This window comes from Kribbella orskensis, assembly GCF_004342085.1.
GTDB classification, from domain to species: Bacteria; Actinomycetota; Actinomycetes; order Propionibacteriales; family Kribbellaceae; genus Kribbella; species Kribbella orskensis.
The window spans coordinates 18,994-31,913 of sequence record NZ_SLWM01000004.1; the positions used below are offsets into that span (position 1 = coordinate 18,994).

At 67.9% G+C, this 12,920-nt stretch carries 11 protein-coding genes; 5 read left to right on the forward strand and 6 right to left on the reverse strand.

The features are described 5' to 3' along the window. Positions 1-1,120: 1,120 nt before the first annotated feature. Positions 1,121-2,788, reverse strand: coding sequence for an MFS transporter (locus EV644_RS12385; protein WP_132188392.1), 1,668 nt, complete (start codon positions 2,786-2,788; stop codon positions 1,121-1,123). Between the two features lie 38 nt (positions 2,789-2,826). Further along, positions 2,827-3,618 carry an SDR family NAD(P)-dependent oxidoreductase gene (locus EV644_RS12390; protein WP_132188393.1) on the reverse strand — a complete coding sequence of 264 codons (792 nt, stop codon included), beginning with the start codon at positions 3,616-3,618 and terminating at the stop codon, positions 2,827-2,829. Between the two features lie 249 nt (positions 3,619-3,867). Between EV644_RS12390 and EV644_RS12395 the strand changes: the two genes are divergently transcribed. After that, complete coding sequence (locus EV644_RS12395; protein ID WP_199239777.1) at positions 3,868-4,875, forward strand: sigma-70 family RNA polymerase sigma factor; 1,008 nt, start codon at positions 3,868-3,870, stop codon at positions 4,873-4,875. 469 nt (positions 4,876-5,344) lie between these two features. Here the strand turns inward: EV644_RS12395 and EV644_RS12400 are convergent, their stop codons facing one another. Continuing rightward, entirely contained in the window at positions 5,345-6,358 is a 1,014-nt protein-coding gene (locus EV644_RS12400; RefSeq protein ID WP_158292794.1) for an extracellular catalytic domain type 1 short-chain-length polyhydroxyalkanoate depolymerase, read from the reverse strand. Between the two features lie 247 nt (positions 6,359-6,605). Between EV644_RS12400 and EV644_RS12405 the strand changes: the two genes are divergently transcribed. Then, positions 6,606-6,827: a nuclear transport factor 2 family protein gene (locus EV644_RS12405; protein WP_241998108.1), complete on the forward strand. Its 222-nt coding sequence runs from the start codon at positions 6,606-6,608 to the stop codon at positions 6,825-6,827. Positions 6,828-7,040: 213 nt separating this feature from the next. Here EV644_RS12405 and EV644_RS44480 read toward each other — a convergent pair whose 3' ends face one another. Both EV644_RS44480 and EV644_RS12410 read right to left on the reverse strand, forming a co-directional pair. Continuing rightward, positions 7,041-7,190, reverse strand: a complete 150-nt coding sequence (locus EV644_RS44480) for a hypothetical protein (protein ID WP_158292795.1) — start codon at positions 7,188-7,190, stop codon at positions 7,041-7,043. Positions 7,191-7,683: 493 nt separating this feature from the next. Further along, complete coding sequence (locus EV644_RS12410) at positions 7,684-9,387, reverse strand: glycoside hydrolase family 13 protein (protein WP_241998110.1); 1,704 nt, start codon at positions 9,385-9,387, stop codon at positions 7,684-7,686. A 432-nt stretch (positions 9,388-9,819) separates the two neighbouring features. Here EV644_RS12410 and EV644_RS12415 point away from each other — a divergent pair, with 432 nt between their 5' ends. From EV644_RS12415 to EV644_RS12425, 3 genes are all read left to right on the forward strand, one after another. Then, a complete protein-coding gene (locus tag EV644_RS12415; protein WP_132188398.1) occupies positions 9,820-10,302 on the forward strand; it encodes a copper chaperone PCu(A)C in 483 nt (160 codons plus the stop codon). After that, entirely contained in the window at positions 10,299-10,901 is a 603-nt protein-coding gene (locus EV644_RS12420; RefSeq protein ID WP_132188399.1) for a hypothetical protein, read from the forward strand. The genes EV644_RS12415 and EV644_RS12420 overlap by 4 nt, the downstream gene beginning before the upstream one ends. Before the next feature lie 167 nt (positions 10,902-11,068). After that, the gene (locus EV644_RS12425) at positions 11,069-12,271 is read left to right on the forward strand and encodes a TDT family transporter (protein ID WP_132188400.1); all 1,203 of its coding nucleotides are present in this window, start codon (positions 11,069-11,071) and stop codon (positions 12,269-12,271) included. On the opposite strand, the gene EV644_RS12430 is transcribed toward EV644_RS12425, so the two are convergent. Next, entirely contained in the window at positions 12,237-12,863 is a 627-nt protein-coding gene (locus EV644_RS12430) for a Na+/H+ antiporter NhaA (RefSeq protein ID WP_255511297.1), read from the reverse strand. The genes EV644_RS12425 and EV644_RS12430 overlap by 35 nt on opposite strands. Positions 12,864-12,920 lie beyond the last annotated feature (57 nt).

The window sequence follows — 12,920 nt, forward strand, 5'->3', positions numbered from 1 at the left end:
AACTCTTTGTGCCAGTGAGCGTGCAGAAAGAGATCGGTCACCTGCGCCGCACATCGCCCGCTCGTGCCCGGGATGATCTTGGCCCTTGTCTTCGGGTTACTCGGGTTCGCTCGCTCACTCGATCTCCCTTGCGAACAGGGCGGTTCGGCTCCGCCGGTCGGGTCATGCGGAACCACTCTGCTACGTCCGGCTTATCGCAGGGAACCGCTCCGAACCGGCCCGAACTCAGCGGGATGTGACCTTCAGCTGTGGTTGGCGGCGGTTCTTCGGCGGAGGGTGGCGTACGACTTTGCTGGGTTCTTGCACGGGGTACGCGCCGCGGACGATCGCTCGTCGCCGAAACCTTCGCCGGAATCGAGGTCGGAGGCAGGCCCCGAGTGCCCAAGCCTGAGAGGCCTGGCTCCAACAGCCTCGCCGGAGCTGTTGCCCGCTACTCTGACCGGTGATGAACACGTCACGGCGGACCGGTCGGTCGAGGTTTGCGCGCTCTCTGGTGATCCTGGGCGCGTTCTCGGCGTGTTCGCGCTGCACAGCTTGAGCGTCGACCATGACGCGCTCGCGGCGGTGCCGGCCTCTGTGACCCAGGTCGTCGCGCTGCAGGTTGACCCGCGCGGTGAGCGAGGGACTGGAGCAGGCCGCGATGCTGGCGCCGTCGATGCTGGCCACAGACTTGACAGGTCACACCACTTGCCATGCACGGCTCCCCTGGCCTGATCGCTGCTGCTGTTGTCGGCGTGGCTAATTCTTCGTCGCAAGCGTTTCGGCGACGAACCGCGCCGCGCCACCGCATCGACCGCCTGTGCCTGCTGGGCCTCAACTGGCGAAGCTGTGCGTTCTGCGAACGTGATCCCCGCTTGATGCTGCTGTTCTGACCGTTCGGCGCTGCCGCCGCGGTACCCGCATCAGTTGTGAGGCTTCGAGAGGCCTTCGCCATGACTCACGTTCATGGCCGTGTGCCGCTGGCAGGGGTGTTGGTAAGAAACGTGTCAGGAGCCGCCATCCGGCGAGGACGCCGCTCAGCTCGCGGCGCTCCTCGTCGGCGGCCCAGTGCCTCGGCAGGTGCAAGGCCCGGTCGAACAGGGCGTGCCCTGAACTGCTCGCGTAGGTGAGCGGCGACGCGCTACAGATCACGAACTACAGCTGCCGTGTCAGCAGCCGGCTCGGGCTCGATCTCTTGCGTTGTGCGCCGTGGGAAGCCAATCGCGGCCGTCAGCGCACCCAGAGCTGAGACGACGAAGATCACCCAGAACGCGGCGTGGAAAGCGTTCACCCCGGCCCGCGAGACGAGGATGGTCGAGACGGCGGCCACGCCGACGGCGCCTCCGATCTCGCGCATGGTTTCGACGAGCCCGGACGCCAGACCGGTCATCGAGTGCGTGACACCGGACAGAGCGCCGATCTGTGCGGCCGGAGCAGCTATTCCCCCGGCCACGCCAGCTAGGAGCAGCGCCGGCAGCAGGTCGGTTGCGAAGTCCCCTCCAGACGGAACCCGCGTCAGCAACAGTGCCGAGATCGCGAGGAGCGATTGGCCCGCGACGAGCAGGCGCCGCACACCCACCACCGCAACGAGCTTCCCTCCCGTGATCCCAGCCGCCACGAACGACGTCGCCGTTGTGGCGAGCCAGGCGACGCCCGTCCGGGTCGGCGAGTAACCGAGAACCTGTTGCATCAGCAGTGAGCCGAGGAAGATGAAGGCGAAGAACGCTCCGAACGTGAAGAACGCCGACAGGTTCGCCGCCACCAGCGTGCGGTTGCGCAGCGCCGAGCCGGGCACCAGCGGTGACCGGGACCGCCCTTCGATTCGCACGAAAGCGGACAGCATCAAGACGGAAGCGGCGAACAGTCCGAGCGTCGACACGGAACCCCAGCCGAAGTCGCTGGCGCGGTTGAGCGTGTAGACGAGCAGGAGCAGGCCTCCGGTCACGGTGACCGCGCCGGCGACGTCGAAGCGTTCGCTCTCGCGACGGTCGCCAGCGTCGACGGGCAGGAAGATAGCCGCCATCGCGATGAGAAGGACGCCGATCGGAACGTTGATGAGGAAGACCCAATGCCAGCCTGCGCCGTCGGTGAGCAGACCACTTGCGATCACCCCGACCGACGCCGACACCCCGGTGACGGCGCCGTAGAGCCCGAGCGCGCGATTGCGCTCGGCGCCTTCCGCGAAAGTCACGGCGAGGATCGAGAGGGCGGCCGGCGGGATGAGCGCCGCCCCGAAGCCCTGCATGGCCCGGGCGCCGATCAGGAGATCGGCGGATCCCGCCACCCCCGCGACCAGTGAGGCGCACGAGAACAGTGTCAGTCCCGTCAGTAGCATGCGGCGGCGCCCCAAAAGGTCGGCCATCCTGCCGCCGAGCAGCAGGAATCCGCCGAGCATCAGGCCATACGCGATGACGATCCATTGCAAGGTGCTCTGCCCGATGCCGAGATCCTGCTGGATCGAGGGCAGGGCGACGTTCACGATCGCAACATCGAGCACGACCATGAACTGCGCCGCGCACGCCAGTACGAGGACCATTCCTTTACTTGTGTGTGCCTTGGTTCCCACTATGGATTCCTTTGATGTCTCGATGAGTGCACGTTGCAGTCCACTCCTAAATGGGCCGTACCTCGATGGTTCCGGTCTGCGCGCCGGGTTCTGAGAAGCGACTTCGACCGCTTCGTCGAGGTCCTTGCAATCGATCAGGCGGTGGCCGCCGATCTGCTCCTTGGTCTCCGCAGCCCGGCCGTCGGAAATCAGGACCTTGCCGTCGCGAACCTGGACGGTCGTCGCGTCGCTCGTCGGGCGCAAACGCGCGCTCGACGAGCGACGCCACGGCTGCCTAGCCGCTAGTCGTCCAGGCTGCCCATGGTCAGGTTGACGGTGGTTCCCGTCATCCCGCTGGCCTTGTCGGACGCCATCAAGACCGCCATGTTTGCCGCCTCGTCGAGCGTCATGAGCCGTCGCGGGTGGGTCCTGCTTGCGAGGAGCTCTTGCCACTGTTCCCAGGTCATGCCCGATGCCTTGGCGCGAGGCAGGAAGGCGTCCTTGATCGTGCGTGTCTCCGGCATGCCCTGTGGTCGCAGACCGACCACGCGAATGCCGTGAGGTGCGAGCTCGGCGGATAGATCTCGAGTGAGTGCCTCCTTGGCGGCCTGCGCCGGACCGTAGCCTCCCACCAATGGGAGGCCCGTCCGCGAGTGGAGCGCGGTGACGGTCATGATCACCCCCGACTGGTTCGGAATCATGCGCCGTGCGGCCAGGCGCGCGGTCAGGAAGTACGACGTGGCGTAGGTCGCGAACGGCAGGGAGAACTGCTCGACGCCCAGCTCGGCCAGGGGAACACCCACAATCTCCGCATTCGAGATCCCGACCGCGTTGAACGAGATATCGACGCGGCCCGCGCGATCGATCACGGACTGCAGATGCCTGTCCACAGCCTGCTCGTCCAGAGCGTCGACCTCCGCCGCCTCGGCGGATCCGCCGGCGGAAACGATGTCCTTCGCGACAACTTCGACGGGCGCCAGGGAGCGCCCGGTAAGGAAGACCTTCGCTCCCTCAGCCGCGAAGGCGCGTGCGACAGCGCCGCCGATCCCGCCTCCGGCTCCGTAGATCACCGCAACCTTGTCGTGCAGCAGCATCTTTGGTTCCTTTCAGTGTCCGGGTGGTCAGACCTGCCCACCTCATGAGTGAGGACGGCTGAGACTCAGCTTCGGGGTGTCTGCCGGTTTCGCCGTCCGTCGGCGTCCGGATCGTCAGAGCCGTCGATGAGGTAGACACCGTGACGTCGAGAAAGGGGCGGCCGCCAACCGCCCCCTTCGGCCCTCGGCCGGTGTCCATATAGGAAGTGCGACAAGATGCGGAAAGAGGGTGACCCGAGGGTGGGGGAAGTGGCCGCCGACTTGATCTCAAGGGTGCGGGCCGGGGACGGCGACGCGTTCCGGGAGCTGACCGAGCCGCACCGCCGGGAGCTGCAGGTGCACTGCTACCGGATGCTCGGATCGTTCCAGGACGCCGAGGACGCCCTGCAAGACACGCTGCTGGCCGCCTGGCAAGGCTTCGGCGGGTTCGAGGGACGCGCCTCGCTGCGCACCTGGCTCTACCGGATCGCCACCAACCGGTGCCTTAACGCGCGCCGGTCGGCCAGCCGACGCCTGGCCAAGGAGTGGGACGTGCCCAAGGTTGAACCGCCCGAGCCGACCCGGCTCGGTGAGGTCGTCTGGCTCGAGCCATTTCCCGACGCCCTGCTCGAGGGTGCGATCGACGCGCCGCTCGGCCCGGAGGCCCGCTACGAGCAGACCGAATCCATCTCCCTGGCCTTCGTGACCGCCCTTCAGATCCTGCCGGCTCGCCAGCTCGCCGTGCTCATCCTGCGCGACGTCCTCGGATTCCACGCGAACGAGGTGGCCGACATGCTGGACTCGAGCGTCGAGTCGGTCAAAAGCGCCCTCAAACGGGCGCGCGCCAGCCTGCAGCACCGACGGCCCACGACCGACGACCGCGAACCGCCGCCCGCCTGCGACTCACCGTCCGAGGATGCGATCGTGGCGAAATTCGTCCGCGCGTGGGAGTCCGCCGATCTCGACGCGCTGGTGGCCCTTCTGACCGACGACGTGACCATGTCGATGCCACCGATGCCCTTCGAATACGAGGGCCGAGACGTCGTGGTCCGCTTCTGCGCCAGCATCTTCCGCGCAGGCCGCAGATTCGACCTCGTCCCAACGCGAGCCAACGGTCAGCCGGCGTTTGGCGCCTACCTGCGCGGCCCCAACGGCATCAGCCATGGGACCGGCCTCTACGTCCTCACTCTCACCGGCGGCCGGATCTGCGCCATGACCCGCTTCGAAAACAGCGTCCTCCCATCGTTCGGGCTACCGCGATCGCTCCCCAGCCCATAGCCAGCATCCAAACGATGGATCTGCGCCAGCGAAACACACACCGGCGGATGTGCCGGTGCAGCTACCAACGTCCAACGTGCTGTTTCGGTGTGACGACCTGCGGCGACCTATTCGGAACCGTCGGGTCGAGGCTTGCCAGGGCCGCCGGCCGCCCCTGGACGGGGGCAGGCTACGTGCTGTCCTCGATCCGATCCATCACGGACAATCAGGAGATCCGCCGAATCCGCTACTTCGGGGATCTCGCCCTGTCCGGTCTGCGCATTCCGGATTCCGCCCGGCACAAGGCGCACGGGCGGCCTCACGGAGCCGTACCCGGTCCAGCCGCAGCCATATCAGGCCCAGCCGCAGGCGTATCCGGCCGGCCCGACCCAGCCGGGCCCGACGCAGTCGAGCTGAACCCACCTCGGGCCAGCCGGTTGCCTGCGGCAACCAGCGACCGAGCTGTCGGGTGGATGGGCGCCGGTGCGGGTCAGCCGCCGGTTCGGGGGTGTGCGTCGAAGAAACGCCAGATGGTCTCGGTCGCGTCCGGCGCGGTCGCGGGTGGATCCAGGCCGAGTAGGCGTTGCGCCTCCGCTCCGGGGCCGGCGGCACCGGGCCACTGGTGGCCGGCGTCGTCGACGGTGACCAAGTCGACCGCCCGCCCTTCGGGACAGGTGGCGGCCGAGGTGCTGACCGGGCCCGAGACGGTGGTCACCGGCGCGTCGCATCCGCCGGTCGTACGCCACTGGCCGAGCAGGTCGGGGGTTGGCGGGCCGTCGATCTTGACCGGATTGCGTCCGGTCCCGTCGTTGTCGCGCTTGCCCGGACCACCGTCGTACGGCACTGTCCGGTCCGCCGTACCGTGGATGTGGATCACGGAGGTCGGTGCCGGGGCCGGGCACGGACCGAGCTGGGTCGCCGCCACCGGCCCGATCGCGGCGAAGAGCTTCGTGTCGCATGCCAGGCGGTATGCGAGCATTCCGCCGTTGGAGATCCCGGTGGCGTAGATCCGGGTGCGGTCCACCGAAAGCTGGTCGGCCACGGTGGAGACCAGTTGCTGGATGAAGGCTACGTCGTCCACGCCGTCGCGGGCCGGTGGGCCGCAGCAGTCCGGGCTCGCCGCCCAGGAGCGGCTCACCCCGTCCGGATACGCGACGACAAAGCCCTCCCGGTCCGCCTCGGCGTTCCAGCCGTACGAGGTTTCCGCCTGGCTGCCTGTGCCGAGCGCGCCGTGCAGCATGACCACGAGCGGCACCGCGGTCGACCGGGCGAGGTTCGCCGGCTGGTAGAGGCGGAAGTCGCGCGCCTGCCCGTTGACCACGAGGGTGTGCGCCGAGGAGCCGCTCGGCATGGTGGACACCGGTCCGACCTCGTGCTGCTCCGGGTCGTCCCGGAACAGCCCGCAACCGGCCAGCAGGGTGAGCGCTCCGACGAGCGGCAGGACCGCGAGCAGGCGTCGCCACCGGCTACGCCGTGCCAGATGACCTGTCCAAGATCTACTCATTTCCATCATCGTCGCACCATGACACAACGATGTTCGGGATATGTAAGGATCCGTGCTGGTCGGCGTGTGCGGTCGACCCCGCCTGTGCCCGCGCCGTCGGAGTCGGCTGACAGGTCGCCCTGGTTCCCTGGCCCTGAAGGCAACGTGAGTCAGCATTGGCCCCATGGATCGTGATCGGCGCGCCAGCTTCTAACGGCGCTACATCCAGTGCTGCAACGAGCGACAGTACGCCGAGCTCGTCGGATACGTGGCGGACGTTCGCGTCAACGGCACGGAGCAGCATCCGGACGGGTACGTCGCCGGACTGACTGAGGTCATCGACGCGTTCCCCGACTTTCATTGGGATCTGCGGCAACTCCTGATCGACGGTGACTGGCTCTCAGCACATTTCACCGTCACCGGCACCAAACCGGCCCGGCCTCGGCATCCCCGGCGCCGGGCGCGCCATCACCACCCAGGAGTTGCATGACTCGCGCTACTACCGCTCGGTACTGATCGTCAACTGGGCATGGCGAACGCTGAAGCGGGCGCGAGCGGTCGCCGGCAGTCGTCGATGGCGGCTGTGAAGATCTCGACGACCCGATGGGCCAGGAGGCGTGCTGGGTCCACAGTGGGCAGGCTGATGTCACAGTCGCCCCAGGGCCAACACAATCTCAGTGCAGGCGGCAACTATCTGCTCGGCTCAGTGATCGGCCAGTTCACGAGACACGGCTGCCAATGCGTGGGCGTCGGCGTGTCCGCAGTCACCGGCCTTGACTCCCGCAATCACATCCATGACGAGGCGCTGGTCATCGACCTGTGGCTCGGCCGTGGCAACGCCGCGCGCTTCCAAGGCGTCAGCGTACAGACGGGATCTGACCGTGCCGGTGGGGGCCGGACAGTCGGGAGAATCCCTTCCATCCGGCGCCCGGCTGACTGACCTGCACCCCGCTGGCCGGGCCGAGGCACCTGGCCAGCCCCACCAGCCAACCCGACAAGCACCCCGGTGGCGAACACAGAGCCAGGTCTCTTGATCAGCCCGAGCCCGTCGTCGACGTACTGGCAGCGCTCGAGGATCGCTACGAAGCTTCTTGTTGCATCCCGCTGTCTTCGCGATGCGGTCGACTCATCGGTGGAGCGGACCTGGCGCCGAGACAGAGGCTCAAGGGCGCCAGGTCCGCCGGTCTAGTGGGGTCGCTCCGCATTCACTCCGCATGAGGAAGTGCTTGCCGAGGGCAAACTCTTCGACAGTGGCTCACGCCGTACAGTGTCTTTCGCAGTATCGAGCGCGTCCGTGGTCATCGAGGCGTGGACTCGGATGAAGCCGATCACTCGCGGGCGGGTGTTCATGCCGCCTCACCCACCGATGCGATCGCCGGCGCCAGCAGGTACCACGCGGCGCTGTTCGGCGGGATCTTGTCACCGGCCTCCTGGTGGCTGGCCAGCAGCGGCTCGCCGTCCACCGGCGCGGAGACGACTCGCGACGAGCAGTTGACGACGCATCCGAAGCCGTCGCCGCGGGTGAAGGCCAGCACGCCCGGTTCGGTCCGCAACCAGCGGACGTCGTTCGAGGCCAGCGCGGGAAGTCGCCGCCGCAATGCGAGAGCCTCGCGGTAGAGGTGCAGCATCGACTCGCCCGAACTCAGCTGCCGGTCCACGGCGTGATCGGCGAACCAGTCGGGCTGCGGCAGCCACGCATCGGTGGGTGAGAATCCGAAGCAGTGCTGGGACGCGGCCCACGGCAGCGGGACCCGGCAACCGTCTCGGCCGCGTCGAGCGCCTTGGGTGCGGTGGAACATCGGGTCGGCCAGCAGCTCGACCGGGAGGTCCGTGACCTCGGGCAGGCCGAGCTCCTCACCTTGGTAGACGTACGCCGCGCCCGGCAGGGCGAGCATCAGCAAGGCGGCCGCCCGCGCCCGGACGGTGCCAAGATCGACGTCGCCGGCGTCGAGGCCGGGAGCACCACCGCCGTACCGGGTCACCGACCGGGGCATGTCGTGGTTGTTCAGCACCCAGGCGACCGACGAGCCGGAGCCGGCGACCGTGCCCAGGCCGCGATCCACCACGTCGTACAGGATCTGGTCGTCCCAGTTGGCGCGCAGGAACTCGAAGTAGAAGCTCTGGTGCAGTTCGTCCGGGCGTTGGTACAGCGCGAGCTGTTCGGCGTCCAGCACGCCGACCTCGCCGATCAGCACGCGTTCGCGGCCGGTCAGTACGGTGTATCCCTCGGCGATGGTCCGCCACCGGCGCCACACCTGGTGAACCTCGGGCTGGTTCCACGCGTAGGGATTGAGCGGGTCGCCGGTGAGCTCGTCGTCCATCGCGTTCTCGTGGTCGGGCAGCCCGTCGGCCTTGTGGAGCCCGTGCGCCACGTCGATCCGGATCCCGTCCACGCCGCGCTCGAACCAGAACCGCAGCACCTGTTCGAAGTACGCCGCGACGTCCGGGTGCCGCCAGTTGAAGTCGGCCTGCTCGGGCGCGAAGCTGTGCAGGTACCACTGGCCGGGTGTTCCGTCCGGTTCGGTGACGCGCTGCCAGGCTGATCCGCCGAAGATGGAGCGCCAGTTGTTCGGCGCCAGGTCGCCGTACTCCCCATTGCCGTCGGCGAAGTGGAACCTCTCGCGCTCCGCGCTGCCCGGGCCGGCCGCCAGCGCCGCGGCGAACCAGGGGTGCTCGATCGAGCAGTGGTTCGGCACGATGTCGATGACCACCCTGAGGTCGAGCCCGTGCGCATCGTGGACCAGCTGGTCGAAGGACTCGAGCGTGCCGTACTCGGGCTGCACCGCGAAGTAGTCGGACACGTCGTATCCATGGTCGTGCTGCGGTGACGGGTAGAACGGGTTCAGCCAGATGCCGTCGACGCCGAGGCTCCGCAGATACGGCAGCCTGGCGCGGACACCGGCCAGATCACCGACGCCGTCCCCGTCGGAGTCCTGGAAGCTTCGCACGTAGACCTGGTAGATGACAGTGCTTTGCCACCAGCCAGAACCACGCCGGGAACGCGGTGTGGTCGACGTCCCGAAGAGGTCGATGACTTTCGACTCTGACATGACCATCAGTTCCCTCGGCTGGCGGCAGGTCGGCGAATCCCGTAGCCACCATCGCCGCTGACGGCCCTCAGGTCTGCACCGCCAGCGCCCACCGCGACTACCTGCTAGCAGGAAATTCGGTGATAGCCACATGTCGCCGCTGCGCCGCGCCTGCCATCGCCCCTTCGCTGCACGGCATCGACGGCGAAGGTCGTCTTCGGATAGCGATAGTGCCTGTCGAGCGCAGACCCGTGACTGCAGCTAGCGGGCAGCCGAGGTTGCAGCCGACGGGAACTGCAATTGACCGCTGGCATCGACGACGAACGGCGTCCCGCGGCTCAGTATCGACGGCATGACCTTGTTGCTGCAGAGGTCGGTGGCCACGACGAAACCGGCCACCGGATCGGGACTGTTGGAGAAGACAGAGTACGTCGCGACCAGAGGACACCACCCATGAGGATGCCAGCCCGGAAGACGATCCGCAGCGTGCAGGTGCTCCTGACCCTTGGGTTGCTGGCAGGCTGCGGGTCCCAAGACCCGTTCCAGAACCTTCCGGCTGGCGGGACGGATGCCGGCACAGGCCAGATCGTCATCGACGACATCTGGGCCAACGGCCCGCAGGGACTCGCCGCCGGATCCGACGCCCCCTTACAACTGACGATGACGAACGAGTCCGCTACGACCGACGATGCACTTGTCGGAGTCTCGACCACCGTCAGCGACCAGGTCACCCTCGAGCAGGACGGGCACGCCGTCAGCAGCATCGCCATTCCTGCCGGCAGCCAGGTCGACCTGGAACGGCGTACCGGGATCGAGCTGCAGGGATTGCGTCGCGCGCTCACTCCCGGCCAGTGGTTTTCGGTGACCTTCACGTTTCAGCGGGCTGCGCCGGTGACGGTGCTCGCCGCCGCCGGACCGCTCGCAGCGTCTCGATGACGCTGTCGCAGACCCACTTGGCACAGAGAGGCCGCGCGACGATCATCAAGCACAGCTCCACTCCGCGGCGGTTCCTGCTGCCTCGCCATAGCGTTGAGCAGGTCGGCCACTCGCAACTGAAGAGCGACATCGCAGCCGGGCAGGTCTCGTCGGTCGCGATCGGGCCGGACGGCAACGTCTCCGGCAAGCTCAGCAGTGGCACCAGCTCCACCTCCAGCTGCCCGGTAGGTCTGCAGGATCCGCAGTTCATCCAGCTGCTGGCCATCCGGCTGGGAGGACGCGCCGCGGAGCGGGTCGCCCTCGGCGAGATCTCGACGGGCGCCAGCAACGACCTGGCCGGCGCGACCGCGCTGGCCACCCGGATGGTGCGCGAGTTCGGCATGAGCACCACGCTCGGCCCGGTCGGCTTCAGCTCGGCCAACCCGACGTACCTCGGCGATCAGGAGTTCGGCAACCGGCCGTACGCCGAGGCGACGCAGCTGGTCATCGACGAGGAGGTGGCCAAGCTGTTGCGCGAGGCCGAGCAACGCGCCACCACCGCACTCACCGACCATCGTGACCAGCTCGACCGGCTCAGTGCATTCGTGCTGGAACGGTAGACCATCGACGGCAGCGACGTCGACCAGGTCCTCGGCCGTGACGTCGGCAGCCACCGGCCAGTCGGCGCGGTACCCGCTGGCGGGAGTGGCGGGCGTTCAGCCAGCAGGGGATGAGAACGGCCGCAAGCGGTGACGACGCGGCGCAGTTCGGACGCGACTGTGGAGGTATGAAAACGGACAGCTCGACGACCGTCGTGTCCGGCTGCCAGGGAAGGGCTCATCGCTTGGCGCGGGCGGGTGTGCTGCGGGATCTGCAGCGCCCGTCACAGGTGTTCTCCAACCTGACGCCGAACTGGTACGCGTCGATCATGGGTACCGGCATCGTCGCGGTCGCGGCCGTGACGTTGCCGTGGCAGCCGCCTGGGCTGCACATCGGCGCCGTGGTGATCTGGGCGCTTGCCGCCGTCCTCCTGGTCGCCCTCACCGCAGCGACCGGCATCCATTGGATGCGATACTCCGATGTCGCGCGTCACCACCTCCTGAACCCCGTGATGGCGCACTTCTACGGCGCTCCGCCGATGGCCTTGCTCACGGTCGGAGCCGGAACGATCCTGCTTGGCCGCGACGTCCTGGGCCTGCGGACCGCCGTCGACGTCGACTGGATCTTGTGGTCAGCCGGCACCGTGACCGGCTTGGCCGCCGCCACGGTCGTTCCGTACTTCATGTTTACCCGCCACAGCATCAAACCCGACAGCGCGTTCGGCGGTTGGCTGATGCCGGTCGTGCCACCGATGGTGTCTGCCTCCACTGGCGCCCTGCTCGTACCGTATGCGCCCGCCGGACAGGCCAGGCTTGCGTTACTGATGGCGTGCTATGCGATGTTCGGGCTGTCGCTGCTCGCGTCGATCGTGACGATCACCCTGATCTGGTACCGCCTTGCCCTCTACAAGACGGGCGACGCGGCGATGGTGCCGACCCTGTGGATCGTGCTAGGGCCGCTGGGCCAATCGATCGCCGCCGCCAACCTGCTCGGCGGCGTCGCCCGCCAAGCCCTGCCCGCCCCGTACTCGACCGCCCTGCAAGCGTTCGGCGTCGTCTATGGCGTACCAGTCTGGGGCTTCGCCCTGCTGTGGGGAGCGATCGCGGGCGCCATCACACTACGTACTGCCCGAGAACACCTGGCGTTCTCGCTGACGTGGTGGTCGTTCACCTTCCCTGTCGGCACCTGTGTCCTCGGCACCTCTGAGCTCGCCCTGCACACGGGATCGAACCTCTTCCACGTGGCGGCCGTGCTGTTCTACCTCGGCCTCGTCGCTGCCTGGATCAGCGTCGCGTTCCGCACCGCGCGAGGCAGCCTCCGCGGAATCCTGTTCCTCGGTCCTACCGCACCAGTCCCTACATCACGGGTGGCCGCGGCAGCCGACGACTGATCCACGCCCAACACCACCAGAGCCGGTCCAGGGGCCGCCTGTCGAAGGAGTGATGATCCATTTCAGAGCGGGAACCCGTGCACGCCGGAGCAGTCGGCACGATCGAGGTGGGCGCCAACTGCATCGACACCCGCCGACTCCTATGGCGAGCGCGGCAGGAGCGTCCGTCGCCCGGGTGCTTGGAGCGCATCGACGTCGTCGACCCGGGGGTGCGCGTCGTCGAGGCGATGCTCGTGGTCTCGCACCGGCTCGGTAGAAGCCCGGGAATTTCCCTGAGCCTACGACCTCTTGGCGGCTGTCCGCCGGCGGCACGTACGAGCAGGACCAGCCCGAAGATCCCGACCGCAGCCAGCAGGGGCAGCACGGCGATGTCCGCGCTGTAGACGAACGCGATGACGCCGAGCGCAACGACGTCGTCGACGACGGTGAGCGTGAGCAGGTAGGCACGGGGCCGGACCGGGAAACGCCGCCCGACCAGGGCGAGCATCCCGAGCGCGAACGCCGTATCCGTCGACATCGCCGTACCCCACCCCTGCGCGGAAGGCGATCGCCGACCAGAACGGCCGGCGGCTGGAGGTGGCTCCCGCGTCACGTGACTGGCTCGAGCAGGCCGCCGAGGCCGGCGCGGGCGACCTCGACTACTCGGCGG